Source organism: Lysinibacillus sp. 38-6, from assembly GCF_046245175.1.
Taxonomy (GTDB): Bacteria; Bacillota; Bacilli; order Bacillales_A; family Planococcaceae; genus Lysinibacillus.
Genome location: NZ_CP176417.1, coordinates 3,610,407 through 3,629,204, shown reverse-complemented (window position 1 = coordinate 3,629,204; position 18,798 = coordinate 3,610,407). Strand labels below are relative to the sequence as shown.

The window sequence follows — 18,798 nt, the reverse complement described above, 5'->3', positions numbered from 1 at the left end:
GAATAAAAAAAGGCCACACTTCCCCAAAGACGGCATATACCGTACGTTTAGAAAAGTGTAGCCAACAGTCAAGCAGGGAAAGTAGAAAAAGGTCATTTTTCTACAGCTGCTCGATAGGCATTTAATATTTGTTATTTAATTATTCGCATAAAATTTTAAAAACTGCAACTCTTTTTTTCAAAAACGCTCTAAAAAGCGCGCTATTACTCGGTTAGCATCTTTTCTCTCTTCAAAAACCAAAGTGTAATGATTGCTATTTGAAGTGAATTTCCAAATGTTTTTAGCATATTTAAGTGTTTCAGTATAAGATTCTGCTAAAAATAATGCGGGCCTTGCTCCAATACCGCCAGTTGAATGAATTAAAAGGATTGGGCAGTCCACTTTTTCAAAAACCTCTGCAGGCTTGTAGTCATAAAAACTTTGAAAATCTAAACGAATTTTCTCTTCATCAGACTTATTTCCCCAATGTCCATCTTGGGCTGCAATTTCATAACGACCGACACTAGCTAAATGATCCGTCCATTCAACACCTAGTCGACCATAAATTTCCTTTATTTCCTCGATATACGCATCTGCTGATTCATACGGCTTGCTAATTCGCCCTAGTGAAGGCTCAACTATTTGGCGTTGATGATCTGTACAAGTTGCTGCTCCATCAAGTAAAATGACCCCTTTTACATCTTTACGCTTACTAGCAACATTCGCCATAATAAATGCTCCCATTGAGTAACCCATTAATATCGGGCTCTCAATGTTTAATGTATCAAGCAAAGCTAAAATATCTTGTGTATGTAACTCAATACTTGTATTTGCAGGTGCTGGTGCACTATTACCACGCCCTTTTAAGTCAACCGAAATAAAACGATAGTCACCTTTTAAAAGCTCAGCATAGTAATGCATTTGCATATGATTACCAGTTAAACCATGGACCGCAATAATAGTCCCTTTCTCGCCTGGATAATCTGCAAAATGTAACGCACTACCATTCACTTCTATTGTTTGGTATTCCATTTCCATCATCCTCCCTTATAAATTATGCGGCGTGTAAAAGCGTATTTGTAAGAGGAACATTCTTTATCCCTCACCTAAACATTCGCCGAATAAAGATAAAGTTATTTTTACATTGTTATTTCAAAAAAGTCAAAAAATTTTTTCTAGAGCGAATACATACATTGCACCTTTTTCATTGCAACATTCAGAAAAAACCCACATTCCTTTTCTCAGAAAAATATTATTTTAAAATAATTAATATCTATTTCCAATTTCCATTTCACATTTTCTATATGGGCTAAACCTATTGTTATTTAGTTATTTATCAATTATATACATTTGCATTACGCAAGATATTTCCCTAGTGAAATAAAACTATATTGCCATAAAAATTACCAAACCATAAATTTACTTTTAACGGATTAAATGTACGACAGAATTACTTTTTGTTACACTATTTGAAAAAGCAAAAAGGAGTTTCTTTTGAATAGAAAAAATAGAAAAATATTTATTATACATGAAATTTATGGGGTTAATGATTTTATTCGAGAACAGGCATGTTCCTTTATGGATAAGCATACCGAGGTAGTTTGTATTCATCTTTATTCAGATAAAAGAAGCTTTACTTATAATCAGGAAAAAGAGGCTTACCACTATTTCACTAATGAAGTTGGCTTCGATGCGCCTTTAGAAATGCTCATTACACAACTAAACACTGCCATACAACAATATGAAAAAGTAATTGTAATTGGTTATAGTGTAGGCGCAACACTTGCTTGGCGTCTTGCCGAACTGCCGTTATATCGTGTTGTTTGTGTATACGGCTCCCGCATTCGCCAATATGTTGACTTGCAACCGAATTGCCCGACACTAATTATTTTTCCTAGTTTTGAAAAAAGTTTTAATGTCGAAGAATTGAGTCATACACTAAAGCGTCATCCCTTTGTACAAACGATACAATTTCCAGGGAAACATGGCTTTATGGATCGTTATAACGCTTCATTTGATCAAGAAAGTGCTATGCTAGCGCAGGCATTTATTAAAAAATTTTTATAAACCTAATTATGAAAAATGGAGGTTATCATTTTGAATCAACAGCAGCTTTTAGAAATCGATCCATACACGGAATCAGGAAATGTCATCTTTCCAAGCTTTCAACTTCCTTTGCATATAGGAACGATTGTAGGTATCCACACAGATGTAACGAAAATCAATACTTTAATGCATTGGTTTACAAAACAGGAAAAGACATATACGCATATTCGTGAAGGTGCATTATACGAACGACTAACAGTGGATGAGTATATCCATTTTTCTATAAAACTTTTTTCACCCCATCTACATAATAAAGAGGCCATTTTAAAACTATTTGCTTTAACTGATCAAAGGAATACTAAAATTCTTAAACTTCAATATGGGGAAAAACAACGTTTAAAATTGTTATATACATATCTAAATTCAGCTCCTACTCAAATAATCGAAGAACCCCTTCAAAACTTAGATGAATTTTCGAAACAAAATGTGCTCAAGCTTTTAATGGCACTTCAAAAACAAGAAAAATCCGTAGTTTTACTTTCAAACAATTTGGAGGACCTAATTATTTCGTGCGGGAAAATATACAGATTGGATGCATTCGGTTTACATGCACTCGATGTTAAAGAGGAGGAAATGGAAACAGCTTCTACTCCTATTGAAAATGCACCTATAAGGCTTGATAAAATTCCAACGAAGAAAAATGACAAAATCATTTTATTTAATCCTCCAGAAATAGATTACATTGAAAGTGTGGAAGGTATTGTAAGTGTTTATGTTGCAAATGAAGCTTATCCATGTACATTATCCCTGAATGAATTAGAACAGAAATTGACACCATTCGGATTTTTTAGAAGCCATCGTTCTTATATTGTTAACCTGCAAAAAGTACGTGAGATTATTACGTGGACGCGTAATAGCTACAGTCTTGCTTTAAATAGCAACGAAAAAACAATTGTACCTTTGTCGAAAAATAAACTAGCAGATTTAAAAGAAATACTCGGAATATAGTAGATTTCCCAGGAAATAAACGACTCCTGTCAGCTCAATATATCTCCAGTGACGCTTATTTTTCCGCCTTTCAGCTGTCATTTAATGTCCAGTTCTCCATCGTCCCTTAAAGTGAAAGTATCAACAACCACAGGAGGTTCCATATGGAGACAGTAATTGATGTACAGCATTTAAAAAAGGACTTTAATCGGGAAACGGCGTTACAGGATGTTTCCTTCACTATTAAAAAAGGTGAAATTTTTGGTTTCCTTGGCCCAAGCGGCTCAGGGAAAACGACAACAATTAAAATTTTAACGGCACAAACAGAAAAAACGGCAGGAGAAGTTTTATTATTTAATCGACCTGCTAGTGAAATGAAGTCCAGTCAAAACCGCCAGCGCTTTGGTATTTTAACAGATAATAGTGGACTTTATACAAGGCTTTCAATAGAAGAAAATTTATTACTTTATAGTAGCTTATATCAATTGCCCAACACAGCCGTTAAAGAGGCGTTAGATTTTGTGAATCTTTATGCCGAGCGGAAAAAGAAAGTAAATGAACTTTCTAAAGGGATGATTCAGCGTGTTACATTAGCGCGTGCCATTATGCATAAACCTGAATTATTATTTTTAGATGAGCCTACTTCAGCACTCGATCCTGTGAATACACAGCATATTTATAATGGCCTACGAAAATTAAATGCCCTGGGAACAACCATTTTTTTAACAACACATGATATGAGCGAGGCAGAAATACTTTGTGATCGTGTTGCCTTTTTACATCAAGGAAAAATTCGTGCTATTGGTTCTCCTAAGCAGTTAAAAAGGGAATTTGGAGATGAAACTTTAACAGTAGAATTGACAAATGGTCAATGTGAAACGATTCAAAATGGCGCCCATGATGCGCAAAAACTATATGATTGGATGCAAGCCAATGCCGTTGCACGGATTTATACAAACGAACCAACTTTAGGCGATATTTTTATGCAAATAACAGGGAGTGATTTAATATGAACATATCTATAGCTCGTATTCAGGCGATTTTCATGAAGGATTACAAGGAATTTTCAAGAAATTATGCTGTTTCTGTAATGATTTTCTTACCTCTTATTTTAGCTTTTGCGTACAACAAAATGGGCACGAATGATATTGATTCTTATTTTTTGCCGATAAATTTAGTTTTTGCAGTCGTAACAGCTTATGTACAATGTTGCTTAATTGCCGAAGAAAAAGAGAAAAATACGCTCCGAAGTCTAATGCTGTCTCCCGCTTCACTAGGAGATATTTTAATAGGTAAAAGCTTGTTCGTCTTTATTGTAACAATCGTTATAGTAAGTTTATCGATTTTCCTTGTAGGTTATGAGCCCGCTAATCTTTTCCTATTAGCTATCGCTCTTTTACTATCAAGCGTTTTCTATATCGCTTTAGGAACATTATGTGGCCTATTTGCCAAAACCATTATGGAAGCATCGATTATCGTATTGCCTGTCATGTTTATTTTCTCATTCGGACCATTCGCTTTAACATTAGCTTCTGTTTATCCAATATTAGATATCGCAAAGTGGCTGCCAAGTGCCCAACTAATCCTTCTCGCAGATACTTTGGAAGGGAATTACTCTTCGATGGACTACATTGTCCCTATGCTAACTATTATTGCTTGGTCAGCAGTAGCTTGGCTTGCCACTGGATTGCTCTACAAAAAAAGAATGGTAGATTAAGTGCCAGGCACTCACACAATTCTTATGCAACACGAATCGAAGCCGCAACAAACCGCGTGACAGCGGGCGTTGCGGCTTCCAAATCGTAGTGCCAGGCACTCACACAATTCTTTCTTCGAGTTCTTCAATTTCATCTAATGTGTCTGCATACCAAACACCAACAAACCGCGATTCTACTTTATTGTCAAAGTAGTCGCCATCATAATACGCTAATGGAAATAGAACACCTTGTTTAATGTACTGTTCAATTTTTTGATAAAAAGCTTCATTACCCTCAACACTCTTTGAAGCATAGGTAGCAAATTTATTAACCGGTTTACCGAGTGCTTCATGGAACATTAACATAGAAGTCGAACCGTTTTGGCGGAAGTTCAAATCAATGGCCTGCACATCTCCAGCCTCAGTTACGATTAAATCAAAACCAGCAACCCCAACAAAGCCTTCTGCAACACCGCGCTCCATAATATGTCGTCCTACTTCAATCACTTTTTCCGGTACTTCTTCTACAATAACATTGCCTTCATAGATGCCGTTATCATCTGTCATTTGTTGTGAAGCGCCTAAATACTGGATACCAAGCGCTTCACTATAAACGAACTGACAACTATAATTATCTTTTGCCTGTAATAGCTCTTCGATAATAATACTTTCCGTTCCATTCATACGAAATTGGCGTAGGCCCTCTGTTAACTCTTCTTGATTTTGACAAATGATGACGCCATAGCCACCAGAAGTAGGAGAATCATCTCCTGGCTTGAGCACAACAGGCGGCTTCCAATTTTTCATCGCATCGGATAATCTATAAAGTTCAATATTTAAACGGCTAGGGACGTATTTGCTATCAATTAAATGATCAATATACGCTTTCGTATTAAGCTCATTAAACTTGGCAGCATCCATCCAATAACAATGACGACTCATATGCTCGGCGTCATGTAAATACTGACAAACAATCGTTTTCCCTTCTTCACACCAAGCATCTAATTGCGCTAAATATTCTTCTTGTGTTTCGTAAGTATAAGGTTGCTCCACCCAATCTAAACCCGCTAATTCATGTAGCTTTTGAGCCTTCTCAGTTTGAGTCGCTCGATGCACTAAAACCGGAATATCCGCAATGGCTACTTCGCGTGCTGTTAAAGCATCTAGTTTATGGCAATCATCCATCATCCACGGATTATCGCTATATGGCGTACGAGGTGTATACACAGCATTATCACCGTAAATTTGTCGCAATGTTAATTTCGGCTTTAACATACTAGTCCCCCACTTTTCAAAAATAGATTTTATGGTATCTACCCTTGAATGAAAAAGCCAACACATCATTTTAAAAAAACTAGCTTATTAGACTAGTAAATATCCATTTTTTTACTCATTTTTAATAAGCAACAAGAATGTCTATTGTATTTTTACATTACTGCCGTAGTAACAAGCGCTCAAAATGCGCCTTTACTTCTAGCCATTCTTCAATTGTTATACTATACATAACCGTATGCCGAGTCGAACCATCTTTGCGTACCATATGATTACGCAATATCCCCTCTTTCGTTGCGCCTATCCGTTCGATTGCCTTTTGGGACCGTTTATTTTCATAATCCGTTTTGATTTGTACTCGTTGTAGACAAAGTACTTCAAAACAATAGCTAAGTAATAAATATTTACAATTTGTATTCACCGCACTTCGCCAACATGCTGGGGTAAGCCATGTCGACCCTATTTCCAGACGTTTATGCTTATAATCGATATCCATATAACGCGTTGAACCTACAATTTCACCTGAAAGTTTATCCACAATAACAAACGGAAATTCCTCCTTTTTTTCTTTTTTGGACAATGCATTTTCCACAAAGTTATGCACATCTATTGCATTTTCTATCGTTGTGGATAGATACGGCCAAATCTCTGGATAACTGCCTGCTACAAGTAACCCTTCTACATCTTCTTTTGCTAGTGGCCTTAATAATACGACTTCATTTTCTAAAGCACTAAATTCCATAGTTTCTTCACTCCTTTTTCATTATTAAACGGGAATTTTGATATGATAGGTAGTACCAATTATGAAATTTCTGACCGTACCAAGGAGTTGCTAGATGATGGAACTTGCTATTTCGTTCTCAGGACATTTACCTAAATATGTACAGGTTTATGAAAACATTAAACAAGCTATACTTTTGAAAAAACTTTTAGCACATGAACAATTACCTTCAAAACGCTCACTTGCCATAACATTAAATGTCAGTGTTCATACCATTAAGGAGGCTTATGAGCAATTACTTGCAGAAGGTTATATTTACAGTAAAGAACGCTCAGGCTATTTTATAGCACCGTTTGAATTGGAATGGCTTCAGCAGTCACAAAGCAAAGATTTCGCTTTCTTATCCACAAACGAAGATACAGTGAAATTTGATTTTAATAATGGTCATGTGGATAAAGCCGCTTTTCCTATGAAAACCTATCAAAAGCTGCTGAAAAAACACTTTACTGTGGATGTTTTATCAACAAGCCCGTGGCAAGGGGAATTTTCTTTACGTCAAGAAATTGCCCACTACGTTGGACGTTCCAGAGGGGTTATTTGTGAACCATCACAAGTATTTGTCTACAGCGGCACACAAAGCCAACTGCTAGCGCTATGCCATTTCTTCGGGCCTCAAATTCAAGTCGGTTTAGAAGAACCTGGCTTTAAACGAGTAAGAGCAACTTTACAGCAATGTGGTTTACCAACACACCCTATTCCTGTGGATAACTCAGGAATTACCGTACCAAATAAAGCTATGCACATGTTATACACAACACCAGCTCATCAAATTCCACTTGGCATGGTGATGTCCATTGAACGTCGACTAGCATTACTTCAATGGGCGACATCCAATGATGCTTTTATTATTGAGGACGATTATGATTCTGAATTTCGTTACAATGGGCTTCCCATCCCGTCTCTGGCGAACATGGACCAACTACAGCGGGTCATTTACTTTGGAACGTTTTCAAAAACATTACTTCCATCGTTACGAATAAGCTATATGATTTTGCCTACGTCTCTTGTAGAGCCTTTTAACCGCTTCTATCATGAACAAAAATCAGTTGTCTCAAAAATGGATCAGCTTGTGTTAGCAGACTTTTTATCGCAACGTTTATTCGATAAACATTTAGCAAAAATGCGCACTATATATCGTAAAAAACAGCAAACTTTACTTGCAGCTATTCGTAGTTATTTCTCTGAGGAATTCGAAATTATCGGTGAGTATGCTGGTCTTCATATTATTGTGAAATTGCCAAAAAGATTAGCTGAACACGATGCCATTCACCTTGCACACGCAGTAGGCATCAACGTTTATCCTTGTTCTACTTCATTTCAACTACCTACGGAACATGGCATGATTATTATAGGCTATGGCGGATTATCACTTGAGCAAATTAACGAAGGCATTGCCTTACTTGCATCTGTCTGGCAATAGCGTTGTGTCGTCTTGAAACTTTTTAACCTAGATTACGTATTGTTATTAAATGTACTTACAAGGGGACTAGATAAATGGAGAATCAGGAGCAATTAATGACCTATTTACAAGAAATTGAAGCGTGGGAAAAAGATCAAAAAGGTCTGTGGTTTTGGGAGAGATTAGGGCGTATACCATTTAAAATTTTAGATAAGATGACCCCCGCCTTTATTCAACAAAAACTAGCGTTATTAGTCGATGAACTAGGCAGCTATATTCAATCAGGTGGTAAATATTTAATCAATGAACAGGCGATGATCCAAAAAATCCGTAAAAACTCTTCGGATCAAAATATTTTTACCATCGCTGATATCGGTAACATCCCTTTAGAGGAAATGATTGCACTGAGTGACAAGCTTCAAAAAGAACGCGTGAAATTAGCTACAGTCCAAGGTGCTTCTACTGGTTTCGGTGGTATTTTCACATTGGCAATTGATATTCCTTTTATATTAGGAATGGCTTTAAAAACATTACAAGAAATTGCAATTATTCATGGCTATGACCCGAATGATAAAATGGAACGTATTTTCATTGTGAAATGTCTACAATTTACGTCCGCTGATATTGTTGGTAAAGAAGCGATTTTAGAAGAGCTTTCCTCTATGCATAACAGCCATAACGTATCTGAAAAGATGATTTCGCAACTTCAAGGTTGGCAGGAAGTATTTTTCACCTACCGCGATCAAATGGGGTGGAAAAAGCTATTCCAAATGGTTCCGGTTGCAGGCATGATTTTCGGCGCCTATGCTAATAAAGGCATGATGCAAGATGTTGCTGAGACTGGCATCATGCTATACCGAAAAAGAAGAATACACGAAAAGCTAAAATAGTGCCAGAATAGTGCCAGGCACCCACACAATTCTCGCACAATTTATAAAATGCCAAGGAAAGCAGGTTTCCCTTGGCTCTTGGCGAGTGCCAGGCACGCACACAATTCTCACACAATTTTAATTAGTATCTTCCCTTGATGCTGGCGACTTTCCATCAAGGCATGTGCCTTTTCCATGTCCTCTAAGCTAAACACGGCAGCAATAGGCACTTGGAAACTTTCATCCTGTAATAATGTCAAAACGTCCGGAGCGACTTGTTGCAACAGTTCTGGTTTTAATGCTCGAGTCGTCCCTAAACTAAAACCTTTTACATTACGGCAGCTGCTATGTAAATCAGACGATTTGATAGGGCCCACTTCACCGCTACTATTACCAAACTGTACAAGCGTACCAAACGGAGCTAAACAGTTAAAACTTTCTTGTGTAACCGTTCCGGCAATCGAGTCAAAGATTACATCGACACCATGACCGTCCGTATAGTCATTCACTTTCGTACTAAAATCTTCATACGTCACCACATGGTGTGCGCCTAGCTCATACGCAATCGGCGCTTTCTCAATTTTGCTTACAGTACCAATAATTTTTTTAGCACCTAGTCTTTTCGCCATTTGTATGAGCATTGTCCCTACGCCACCTGATGCAGCATGAATTAACACACTATCTTCAGCACCAATTTGTGAAATCTGATGTGTTAACATATAGGATAAAAATAAAACAGTCGGTATCGCCGCTACTTTTTCAAGAGGCACACCATTTGGAATGCGAAAGACGAGCTGTTCGTTTGCAACAACATATTGTGCATACGCACCGTTTTTAGGAAAGGCAATGACATGGTCTCCCTTGCTAAATCCACAGCTATCATCATATACCTCTTCTATAACACCCGCTACATCTAAGCCAAGTATCATAGGAAAATTTGCTTTTGCTTTATTGCCTGTTCGATTTTTTATATCAGCAAAGTTTACACTTGTATATGACGTGCGGATTAATACTTCTCCTTTTGAAATCATTGGTGTTGGACAATCCACAACTGTTAATACTGACGGCGGTCCAAAAGCATTTATCGTCACAGCCTTCATAAAATCACTCCTTCCTGTTATAGTAAAATTATAACTAATTTTGCCTAAAATAGTTACAACTTTAGATTGGAGGATTTTTTAATGTCAATTAAACCTAGAAAAGAAACTTACAACGATATTGCCTATAATTTTTTTGATATGAACAGTGATAAAATTTGCTTTATGTTCGCTGGTACAGGTTACAACTATGACAAACCGCTACTGCATTACGCCACTTCTTTAATGCTTGAACTAGGCTACGATGTTGTCCAAGTTTGTTATACATTTGAACAACAACAGTTTAACCAACCAGCAGAAGCTATTTCAGAAATGGTTTATCACCGTGTTAATTCTATCGTGACCTATTATTTACAATCGAATGCATACAAAGAAACTGTGTACATTGGAAAATCGCTCGGAACATTGCCCATTACAGACTATTACATGCAGCAAGAGACTGTTATACCTTCTCGCTATATTTTATTAACACCACCGCTATCCTTTGAACATGTTATGCAAAACTTAGCAAAGCAACATGCCTTCATAGCTATGGGAACTGCTGACCCACATTTCTCCAATGAAAGACGAAGTCAACTTACTTCCCATCAGCTGATGATTGCTGATAATGCCAACCATTCACTCGAAATTGCTAATAATACAATTGAGTCCATTATCACTTGTCAAACAATATTATTAGAGCTCAAAACTTATCTTAAATCGGCAGTTCTTCCTTGAGCGCTTGCATTACGATCTAACGGATTTTTTAACTAAAGGTAGCTAGAACTCTATCATATATTAAGAATGTCGTGTTAAAACACCGTCTTCCATTCGGTACACTCGGTCACAGTAAGTTAACATACGCTCATCATGCGTTACCATTATTGCGGCCTTTTTGCGCTTTTTCACCTCGTTAGAGATAAGCTGAACAACCTCGAAAGCACGCTTAGAATCTAAACTTGCGGTTGGTTCATCTGCTAAAATTACACTTGAATCATTCATAAATGCTCGAGCTATTGCTACACGCTGACGTTCCCCGCCGGATAGCTCATTTGGGAATTTTCTAAGCTTTTTGTCTAATCCTAAATCCGACAATAATTGCTTGGCAAACTGCTGATCAGTCGTTGATACTTTACCTACCATTTTTTTCACTAAAAGTAGTTGATCTAGCACATTTAAATAAGGTATTAAATTAGATGTTTGTAAAATAAACCCTATCTCATTTAAGCGAAATTCAGAGAGGTCTTTCTCCTTTAGAGCCTCAATTTTTTTACCATTTACAATAACACTACCAGATGTAGGCTGTAACAAGGCACCAACTGCTGATAATAATGTACTTTTCCCTGAACCAGAAGGACCAATAATGGCTACTAACTCCCCTGCCTCTACTGTCATTGATACTTTGTTAAGAGCTGTAATAGTGGAACCGCCCTCATGATAGGTTTTAGTCATGTCTTTCACTTCTAAACGTTGCATCTATTCCACTCTCCCTAATGCTGTTAATGGATCTACTTTGGACACTTGGCGAACACAGACAAATGAACTTAACACACTAATTAGTAAAAGAGCGAAACCGTAAAGTACTACTAGTGTAGGATCTAAGTTAAATGGCATGCCTTCCGGGAAAACAAGTGCTGTTAAATATGTCAGTACTACGCCGACAAGAATACCTACTAAAGAAATAACAAACACTTGCGATACAATTGCCTTTGTGAGAAAACTATTTTTTGCACCAATGGCTTTCATTACACCAAATTGTTGTGTCTTTTGAATCGTTAAAACATAAAAGAAGACCGCGATGACAAATGCAGAAATGGCAATAAGAAACACTAACATCATAACAATCGTCCCGTTCTCTTCTATATATCCTGGCATTGCATTAATTGCCTGACTTTTCGTTGCGGTTTCGATGCCACCGATCTTTTCACTAAAATTCTCTGCATCTAAGTTAGGTGCCTGTATCGCTATCGCATTTACTACATCTTCAATGCCGTTATTTGCACCTGGTGCAGCAAATTGATAAGCTCTCCATTGTTCTACTGTGCTGAATAGTACTGGTAAATGGTTATAGGTTTCGTTTTCAACAAAGCCGACAATTTTTAATACAATTGTGGAACTGTCCACTTTGATTTCGTCACCAATTGCATAGCCTTTGTCTTGTAACGTTTTATTGGCTAGAACGCCATTTTGAATGTTTTTATCTAACTTCTTACCTTCAATTACTTTTGGTTCAATAAATGATCCTGCTTCAATTCCTAATAGCGCAATATCCGTTTTTTCATCAATACCCTCTTTAGAAACAGCCGCCATTGCAGAGCCAAATAGTGCACTATCTTTTACTTCACTTTGTGCATCAATCTTCTCTTTTAAAGATGCGGAAATTAAAGATTTACTAAATTTAGAACCTGAACCCTCCTCGTATACTACATAATGCGCATCTAGATTTTTGATAGAAGCTGCACTTAATGTCGAAAGTCCATTTCCAAGCCCTGACAAAATAAACGTTAACCATGCTATTAATACAATAATTATTGTAATCATTGAGTAGCGTAACTTTGCATGTTTAATTTCTTTTAAAGCTAAAAACATCGATCGTTTCCTCCTATTATCTTTATAAGTTACACATGTGTCACTTTGGGATAAAAAAAAGCACACATATGCAACTAGTATTATACTCATTAGTTACACATGTGTCACTTATTTTTTCCTCTTACGCCATTTAAAATTAATAACTTCGTAAAGTTGAAAAATTCCACATCATCCATTTGACTATGATTCGGAATATTAATACTCTGAAAAATAAATCCAAGAACAAAGTCATTTGGGATATCAACATCCACAAAGCCCTCTTTTTTTCCTTGTTGGACAATACGCATTAAAGGTCCATACATATTAAAATGCATTGCTGACAGCTCTTCTTTTTTTTCCTGCATTTGCGGGTTATTGGACGTTGGTATAATTTCAGCAATACCTAATAGTATATGTAAATCCTTAGAACGGAAAATACTATGCAATAACTCATCTAATTGATCAAGGTAAGATAGCTCTGCAGGGATTGATAATAAACCTTTTACGTTTTTTTCCATTTCGTGTAGCATAAAATCCATAAGTAATTCATCTTTATTTGTATAGTATTTATAAATAGCCGCTCGTGAAACCTCTAACGATTCTGCTAATCGGGCAATTGTAAATCCCTCATAACCGACAGCTAATATCAATTTTTTAGATGCCAAAAATAAATCGAGCGTACTAAACTTTCGATCGCGCCCCATGTATTCCTCACTCCCTACACAATTTAATTAGATAGTTTTAGCATACGCTACAATTAAATAGTTAACAATATTTACAATACCGACTTTAATGCTTTCGCCAATTCTGGTTCAAGCTACTCTTCAAACTTATATGTAATGTTAAAAACACCCCGTTCAATGTTAGTATTTACTTTAACATCCACGGGGCATTTTATTTAGTTATTATTCAAATTAGTATACTAAGCCGAATAGCGCTTTGATATGTGTAAGATAGCGAATGTTAGACGCTTCTTTCATAAGTGTTGCAGGAAGACCTTTAAGTTGTGTGTTGCTAGCTCCAATAGTAGCAACTGCATCTTTGCGGCCTAAGCTTGCAAGTGTACCAGAGTTAACTGCAGAGAATGGTTTCATCTCTTGGTTTTTGTATTGTGCGAATAAGTTGTAACCAGCGCATTCGCCCATTTGCCAAGCAACTTGTGCAGTTGGTGCGTAAAGTGGACGTCCACCGTCAGCTGGTAATGCAACCGAAGCATCTCCGATGACAAATACATCTTCGTGAGATGTAGATTGTAAGAATTCGTTGATTGTTGCTTTGCCACGATCAGCAGCAAGACCAGATTCAGCTACGATTGGAAGTGCAGCTACACCACCCGTCCAGATAAATGTATTCGCAACGATTGGCTCACGGTCTTTAAGTGAAATTACGTTACCTTCAACACCTGTTACAGGCGTACCAGTAATGAATTCTACACCACGTTTTGCTAAACTTTCAGTTGCACGTTCAATTAGTACATCTGGAAGTACTGGTAAGATTTTAGGACCAGCTTCAACTAGTTTAATTTTAAGATCTGCAAAGTTTACACCGTGTTGTGCAGCGATTTTCGGGAAGTTGTCCACGATTTCACCAACAAGTTCAACACCTGTTAAACCGCCACCGCCGATAACGATTGTTGCATCAGCTTCGTCTTTTGTTTGTGCATATGCTTTAATGCGGTCTTCGATGTGTCGGTTAATTTTGTTTGCATCGTTAACAGATTTAAGTACCATTGAGTTTTCTTCTAATCCTGGGATACCGAAGAAACCAGTTTGGCTACCTAAAGAAACCACTAATGTATCATAATTTAAAGTGTAACCATTATCTAGGTCAACCTTTTTAGTGTCTACATTGAATTTAGTTACTTTAGCGATTTGTAAATCAATATCTAAACCTTTAAAGATTTTTTTAAGTGGTAGAGCTACAGCACCTTCTGCAATAGTACCACCAGCTAAACGGTGAAGTTCAGTGATGATTTGGTGCGTTGGGAATTGGTTTACTACAGTGATTTTAGCTTCATCAGCTGATAAATACTTACGTGCTGTTAATGCAGTTAATACACCCGCGTAACCAGCACCTAAGATGACGATTTCTTTTGACATGATTAATTAATCCTCCGTCCTTACAAATTAAATATATCTCGGGTCTTATTTAGATTTACGTTCAGCGTTTACTTGTAAAAAAGCATTTACAAAACGGAAAACATTTTGAACTTGTGGGTCTTTGATCATTTTTACAAGACCGAATAAACCGATTACTTCGCGGCTTTCAGAAGCACGATCTTTCGCTTCAATAGCAGTAGCTGCAAGTTGTTTAGCTGATCCTACTACTGGCGCAGCCATTTCAGTTACAGCACCAACAGTATCGCTTTTTAGTACTTCATCAGTTGCAACTGCTTGAGCAAACTCATATGATTTAGTTAATAACGTCATCATTTCAGTTAGCTTCGGTAGTTGCTCAACTAAAGTTGTTAGAGATTCTTGTACCTCAGGCTTTAATAGTTGGTCTAGTACATCTAATTGTTCTTGACTCACAGTTAATTGTTCAGACTGTGCTTGGTTATTCGTTTCTGACATTTTTGAACTCTCCTTTGCCGTCACTATTGCTTTATTTTATATTGCCTCCATGTAAAAAAGACCATTAAGCGATCTCTTAACAGTCCTTACAGCGGATTATCTTACATTCACCAGTCACAAGGGCTGGAAAGCGAATTTCATGATTTGTTACATATTCTCCATTTTGCACAAAGCGCATCACAATTCCATCCTTATCTCTTATCTTGGTGATATTACAACATCCATTATAAGACTGTTTGCGCATTATTTCAATCAACTACAGCACAATCTTTAAAAAATAGTTTATTAATAAACCATTTTTAGCTGTTAGCGCGCTTTTTTTGTTTGTTTTGGAAAATAATGAAAGTTTATCAACTGAAATTTTTCTGCAAGGACGCTTTAAAAAATGTTATTACCTACAATTTTTCTCACTTTTCGACAGATAACCAAAAGAAATTAATAATCTCTTTTGCCGCTTCATTAACAGTTTGAAACAGCCTTTTTCCTTCGCCATCTTTAAAATATCCAACAGACATTAATGCCATAAACGTATGGGCAAAGAATTCTGCATTCCCCTCGCGGATTGTCCCCTTTTCCATTTCCCGTTGCATCGTCTGCTCAATCGTTTTATACATTTCATTTTCTGATGCATGAACTTTTTTTAATTGCGCATTGGATAAATTAATTGTCGCTTCTCGCATAAAGTTCTTCATATCTATATCAACAGTTGCCGATAAATGGACTTCAACAAGTTGCTCTAATCGTTCTTTGAATGGCATGGGCTGTTCTAAAATCCGCTCAATATGCAGCCTAATTCTTTGCATCATTGCAACTAATGCCGATGTATATAACTCCCCTTTAGTTGGGTAATAGTAATAGATGGTGGCTTTTGTAACATTGCAGGCTTTCGCAACATCATCCATTGACACATTTTTATAGCCCTCTTTAATAAATAACATTGTCGCTGTTTCTAAGACAATATCTTTTGTTGGTTTAGCCTTGTCATCATGGCGAGGTCTTCCTAGAACACGCGGTGCTTGTTTCAACAAGTTCGCCTCCTTATAATGTGTTTCTTTTTATCATATTATAACATATCAAAACTTCTTTATTGATTAATTAACCTTCTAGTATATATAATTAATGTACATTACATGAAATGGAGGTTTTCTCATGAAAAAACACCCACTTGAGCAATGGGGCTCAATGGTGGCAAATAAAAAAGGACGCTTTCTAGCGCTTGGATTCTGGGTTTTACTTGTCCTTGTCCTGTCATTTGCTTGGCCACAGATTAATAGTATTGACAGTGAATCAGGTAAAAATTTACCTGACACTGAAATGTCCGAGCAAGCAGCAGCAATTATTGCGGATGAATTCCCTAATGATGCAGGTACACCATTATTACTCGTTTGGCATAGAGAAAGTGGACTTACAAACGATGATTTTAACGCCATACAAAAGGTATATGCAGAACTCAATGCCAATCCTTTAGATAAACAAACTTTAGTTCCACCATATGATCAAATGCCTCCACAAGCATTTGCAGCATCTACATCTGACAATGGTTCTACTATTGTTACACCTGTATTTTTCGACAAAGATGCTTCAACAGATGCTTTACAAGAAAGTCTAGATGCATTAACAAAAACAATGGATGCCAATAATGTGCAATTGGATAAAGATTTATCTAGCGATGCGCTCCATGTTCGTTACTCTGGACCTGTCGGCATTGCTACAGATGCCGTTAGCTTATTTTCACAAGCTGATGTGAAATTAATGGTTGCTACAGTACTTCTTGTATTAGTGTTATTAATTTTAATTTATCGTTCTCCATTACTTGCAATTATCCCATTAATCGTTGTAGGGCTTGCTTATGGTGTCATTAGCCCAACGCTCGGGTTCTTTGCAGAGCAAGGATGGATTGATAAAGATTCACAAGCTGTTTCCATTATGACCGTTTTACTATTTGGTGCGGGAACTGACTATTGTTTATTTTTAATTTCTAAATATCGAGAAATTTTATTTACCGTTGAGGATAAGGCGACAGCAATGAAACTCGCTGTGAAAGAATCAGGTGGCGCGATTATGATGAGTGCCTTAACGGTAGTTATTGGTCTTGCTACGCTTAGTCTTGCCCATTATGGTTCTTTCCAACGCTTCGCAGTGCCATTTAGCTTTGGTGTATTGATTATGGGTATTGCAGCGCTTGTTGTCTTACCAGCAATTCTAGTTATAATTGGGCGCGTCGCCTTTTTCCCATTCACGCCACGTACAGAGGAAATGGCAAAAGCCAAGGGCAAAAAACAGAACAAATCTTCACATAAAGTTAGTCATAAAATTGGACGTTTTGTAACGCATAAGCCGTGGATTGTGATTGCAGTCACTGTCCTGCTCCTTGGTGGCTTAGCAGCCTTTGTACCACGTATCCAATATACATTCGACTTATTATCTTCATTCCCAGAAGATATGCCATCACGAGAAGGCTTTACTTTAATAGAAGAGAATTTTTCACCTGGTGAATTAGCACCTGTACAGCTAGTGATTGATACACAAGGTAATGATGTAAATTTACAACAGCAACTTACAAACATTTCATATATTGATAATGTTTCTGATGTACAAATTGGTACGAAAAACAATTCCATTCAATTATACGAGTTATCATTGAATGCAAACCCATATGCGCAAGAATCTTTAGATCATATGCCAGAATTGAAAGAAGAAGTTGTGCAGTTACTTGAAGATGCGGGCGTAAAAAATGCCGATACACACGTTTGGATTGGCGGCGAAACAGCAAGTCAATATGATACAAAACAAGTGACGGAGCGTGATGAATCGGTCATCATGCCGACAATGATTGCTTTAATAGCAGTCTTATTATTTGTTTATTTACGTTCCGTAACAGCAACTGTTTATTTGCTTGCTACAGTTATTATTTCGTATTTTGGTGCACTTGGTGCAGGATGGCTTATTTTGCATCATATTATGGGCGCAGAAGCCATTTCAGGCTCTATCCCGCTATATGCCTTTGTGTTCTTAGTAGCTCTTGGTGAGGATTATAATATCTTTATGATTTCAGAGATTTGGAAGAAACGCAAAACGAAGGATCATTTAACAGCAGTTGAAGAAGGCGTAGTGCATACAGGTAGTGTAATCACATCTGCAGGGCTTATTTTAGCAGGTACATTTGCAGTGCTTGCCACTCTACCAATTCAAGTACTAGTTCAATTCGGTGTCGTGACAGCAATCGGTATTTTACTTGATACGTTTATCGTTCGACCATTACTCGTTCCAGCCATTACTACCGTACTCGGCAAATACGCATTTTGGCCAGGAGCCCTATTTAAAAAAGACAACTAAATTGTTTGCGTGCCAGTCACCCAAACAATTTAGAATTTTAAGAAAACTAAACTACCTACTTTCCTGCATTGCACAAATCCCCCACAAACCAAGCACTAGCGAGGGTTGCGGCTTACCTTGTGCCCAGGAAAGTGTAGTGGATTTTCTCGTTTTAAGCACCTGAAAAGTGTCTTGAAAAGTGTCAGGCACCCAAACAATTCTTATCAAAAAAATCCC

General features: G+C 37.1%; 18 protein-coding genes. 8 read left to right on the top strand and 10 right to left on the bottom strand.

The features are described 5' to 3' along the window. Positions 1 to 177: 177 nt before the first annotated feature. Complete coding sequence (locus ACKVEV_RS18490; protein WP_409367679.1) at positions 178 to 1,011, bottom strand: alpha/beta fold hydrolase; 834 nt, start codon at positions 1,009 to 1,011, stop codon at positions 178 to 180. A 462-nt stretch (positions 1,012 to 1,473) separates the two neighbouring features. Here ACKVEV_RS18490 and ACKVEV_RS18485 point away from each other — a divergent pair, with 462 nt between their 5' ends. The 4 genes from ACKVEV_RS18485 (at position 1,474) to ACKVEV_RS18470 (ending at position 4,729) form a co-directional block, all read left to right on the top strand. Beyond that, on the top strand, positions 1,474 to 2,046 hold the full coding sequence (locus tag ACKVEV_RS18485; protein ID WP_409367678.1) for a dienelactone hydrolase family protein: 573 nt from the start codon (positions 1,474 to 1,476) through the stop codon (positions 2,044 to 2,046). A 30-nt stretch (positions 2,047 to 2,076) separates the two neighbouring features. Next, positions 2,077 to 3,033 carry a LytTR family transcriptional regulator DNA-binding domain-containing protein gene (locus ACKVEV_RS18480; RefSeq protein ID WP_409367677.1) on the top strand — a complete coding sequence of 319 codons (957 nt, stop codon included), beginning with the start codon at positions 2,077 to 2,079 and terminating at the stop codon, positions 3,031 to 3,033. 143 nt (positions 3,034 to 3,176) lie between these two features. Then, the gene (locus ACKVEV_RS18475; protein WP_409367676.1) at positions 3,177 to 4,025 is read left to right on the top strand and encodes an ABC transporter ATP-binding protein; all 849 of its coding nucleotides are present in this window, start codon (positions 3,177 to 3,179) and stop codon (positions 4,023 to 4,025) included. Next, positions 4,022 to 4,729, top strand: coding sequence for an ABC transporter permease (locus ACKVEV_RS18470; RefSeq protein ID WP_409367675.1), 708 nt, complete (start codon positions 4,022 to 4,024; stop codon positions 4,727 to 4,729). The genes ACKVEV_RS18475 and ACKVEV_RS18470 overlap by 4 nt, the downstream gene beginning before the upstream one ends. A 99-nt stretch (positions 4,730 to 4,828) precedes the next feature. Here the strand turns inward: ACKVEV_RS18470 and ACKVEV_RS18465 are convergent, their stop codons facing one another. Beyond that, positions 4,829 to 5,983 carry an ATP-grasp domain-containing protein gene (locus tag ACKVEV_RS18465; protein ID WP_409367674.1) on the bottom strand — a complete coding sequence of 385 codons (1,155 nt, stop codon included), beginning with the start codon at positions 5,981 to 5,983 and terminating at the stop codon, positions 4,829 to 4,831. Positions 5,984 to 6,140: 157 nt separating this feature from the next. Continuing rightward, on the bottom strand, positions 6,141 to 6,722 hold the full coding sequence (locus tag ACKVEV_RS18460; RefSeq protein WP_409367673.1) for a GNAT family N-acetyltransferase: 582 nt from the start codon (positions 6,720 to 6,722) through the stop codon (positions 6,141 to 6,143). A 94-nt stretch (positions 6,723 to 6,816) separates the two neighbouring features. Between ACKVEV_RS18460 and ACKVEV_RS18455 the strand changes: the two genes are divergently transcribed. Continuing rightward, on the top strand, positions 6,817 to 8,181 hold the full coding sequence (locus ACKVEV_RS18455) for a PLP-dependent aminotransferase family protein (RefSeq protein WP_409367672.1): 1,365 nt from the start codon (positions 6,817 to 6,819) through the stop codon (positions 8,179 to 8,181). Between the two features lie 74 nt (positions 8,182 to 8,255). After that, complete coding sequence (locus ACKVEV_RS18450; RefSeq protein WP_409367671.1) at positions 8,256 to 9,050, top strand: EcsC family protein; 795 nt, start codon at positions 8,256 to 8,258, stop codon at positions 9,048 to 9,050. Positions 9,051 to 9,157: 107 nt separating this feature from the next. Here the strand turns inward: ACKVEV_RS18450 and ACKVEV_RS18445 are convergent, their stop codons facing one another. Continuing rightward, complete coding sequence (locus ACKVEV_RS18445) at positions 9,158 to 10,129, bottom strand: zinc-binding alcohol dehydrogenase family protein (RefSeq protein WP_409367670.1); 972 nt, start codon at positions 10,127 to 10,129, stop codon at positions 9,158 to 9,160. 81 nt (positions 10,130 to 10,210) lie between these two features. Between ACKVEV_RS18445 and ACKVEV_RS18440 the strand changes: the two genes are divergently transcribed. Then, the gene (locus ACKVEV_RS18440; protein WP_409367669.1) at positions 10,211 to 10,843 is read left to right on the top strand and encodes a hypothetical protein; all 633 of its coding nucleotides are present in this window, start codon (positions 10,211 to 10,213) and stop codon (positions 10,841 to 10,843) included. Positions 10,844 to 10,903: 60 nt separating this feature from the next. On the opposite strand, the gene ACKVEV_RS18435 is transcribed toward ACKVEV_RS18440, so the two are convergent. From ACKVEV_RS18435 to ACKVEV_RS18410, 6 genes are all read right to left on the bottom strand, one after another. Beyond that, positions 10,904 to 11,581 (bottom strand): ABC transporter ATP-binding protein, encoded by a 678-nt coding sequence (locus ACKVEV_RS18435; protein ID WP_409367668.1) that lies wholly within the window; start codon positions 11,579 to 11,581, stop codon positions 10,904 to 10,906. Further along, entirely contained in the window at positions 11,582 to 12,694 is a 1,113-nt protein-coding gene (locus ACKVEV_RS18430) for an ABC transporter permease (protein WP_409367667.1), read from the bottom strand. A gap of 104 nt (positions 12,695 to 12,798) precedes the next feature. After that, the gene (locus ACKVEV_RS18425) at positions 12,799 to 13,377 is read right to left on the bottom strand and encodes a TetR/AcrR family transcriptional regulator (RefSeq protein ID WP_409367666.1); all 579 of its coding nucleotides are present in this window, start codon (positions 13,375 to 13,377) and stop codon (positions 12,799 to 12,801) included. A 210-nt stretch (positions 13,378 to 13,587) separates the two neighbouring features. Beyond that, positions 13,588 to 14,772, bottom strand: coding sequence for an NAD(P)/FAD-dependent oxidoreductase (locus ACKVEV_RS18420; protein ID WP_409367665.1), 1,185 nt, complete (start codon positions 14,770 to 14,772; stop codon positions 13,588 to 13,590). A gap of 45 nt (positions 14,773 to 14,817) precedes the next feature. Further along, positions 14,818 to 15,246, bottom strand: coding sequence for a DUF1641 domain-containing protein (locus ACKVEV_RS18415; protein WP_402927156.1), 429 nt, complete (start codon positions 15,244 to 15,246; stop codon positions 14,818 to 14,820). A gap of 407 nt (positions 15,247 to 15,653) precedes the next feature. After that, the gene (locus ACKVEV_RS18410; RefSeq protein ID WP_409367664.1) at positions 15,654 to 16,271 is read right to left on the bottom strand and encodes a TetR/AcrR family transcriptional regulator; all 618 of its coding nucleotides are present in this window, start codon (positions 16,269 to 16,271) and stop codon (positions 15,654 to 15,656) included. 124 nt (positions 16,272 to 16,395) lie between these two features. Between ACKVEV_RS18410 and ACKVEV_RS18405 the strand changes: the two genes are divergently transcribed. After that, positions 16,396 to 18,582 (top strand): MMPL family transporter, encoded by a 2,187-nt coding sequence (locus ACKVEV_RS18405; RefSeq protein WP_409367663.1) that lies wholly within the window; start codon positions 16,396 to 16,398, stop codon positions 18,580 to 18,582. The last annotated feature ends 216 nt before the right edge of the window (positions 18,583 to 18,798 follow it).

What these genes read in the sequence shown, in the direction of transcription:
- ACKVEV_RS18490 (WP_409367679.1), bottom strand. Translation starts at nt 1,011, where the DNA reads ATGGAATACCAAACAATAGAAGTGAATGGTAGTGCGTTACATTTTGCA.
- ACKVEV_RS18475 (WP_409367676.1), top strand. Translation starts at nt 3,177, where the DNA reads ATGGAGACAGTAATTGATGTACAGCATTTAAAAAAGGACTTTAATCGG.
- ACKVEV_RS18470 (WP_409367675.1), top strand. Translation starts at nt 4,022, where the DNA reads ATGAACATATCTATAGCTCGTATTCAGGCGATTTTCATGAAGGATTAC.
- ACKVEV_RS18465 (WP_409367674.1), bottom strand. Translation starts at nt 5,983, where the DNA reads ATGTTAAAGCCGAAATTAACATTGCGACAAATTTACGGTGATAATGCT.
- ACKVEV_RS18460 (WP_409367673.1), bottom strand. Translation starts at nt 6,722, where the DNA reads ATGGAATTTAGTGCTTTAGAAAATGAAGTCGTATTATTAAGGCCACTA.
- ACKVEV_RS18455 (WP_409367672.1), top strand. Translation starts at nt 6,817, where the DNA reads ATGATGGAACTTGCTATTTCGTTCTCAGGACATTTACCTAAATATGTA.
- ACKVEV_RS18450 (WP_409367671.1), top strand. Translation starts at nt 8,256, where the DNA reads ATGGAGAATCAGGAGCAATTAATGACCTATTTACAAGAAATTGAAGCG.
- ACKVEV_RS18445 (WP_409367670.1), bottom strand. Translation starts at nt 10,129, where the DNA reads ATGAAGGCTGTGACGATAAATGCTTTTGGACCGCCGTCAGTATTAACA.
- ACKVEV_RS18440 (WP_409367669.1), top strand. Translation starts at nt 10,211, where the DNA reads ATGTCAATTAAACCTAGAAAAGAAACTTACAACGATATTGCCTATAAT.
- ACKVEV_RS18435 (WP_409367668.1), bottom strand. Translation starts at nt 11,581, where the DNA reads ATGCAACGTTTAGAAGTGAAAGACATGACTAAAACCTATCATGAGGGC.
- ACKVEV_RS18430 (WP_409367667.1), bottom strand. Translation starts at nt 12,694, where the DNA reads ATGTTTTTAGCTTTAAAAGAAATTAAACATGCAAAGTTACGCTACTCA.
- ACKVEV_RS18425 (WP_409367666.1), bottom strand. Translation starts at nt 13,377, where the DNA reads ATGGGGCGCGATCGAAAGTTTAGTACGCTCGATTTATTTTTGGCATCT.
- ACKVEV_RS18420 (WP_409367665.1), bottom strand. Translation starts at nt 14,772, where the DNA reads ATGTCAAAAGAAATCGTCATCTTAGGTGCTGGTTACGCGGGTGTATTA.
- ACKVEV_RS18415 (WP_402927156.1), bottom strand. Translation starts at nt 15,246, where the DNA reads ATGTCAGAAACGAATAACCAAGCACAGTCTGAACAATTAACTGTGAGT.
- ACKVEV_RS18405 (WP_409367663.1), top strand. Translation starts at nt 16,396, where the DNA reads ATGAAAAAACACCCACTTGAGCAATGGGGCTCAATGGTGGCAAATAAA.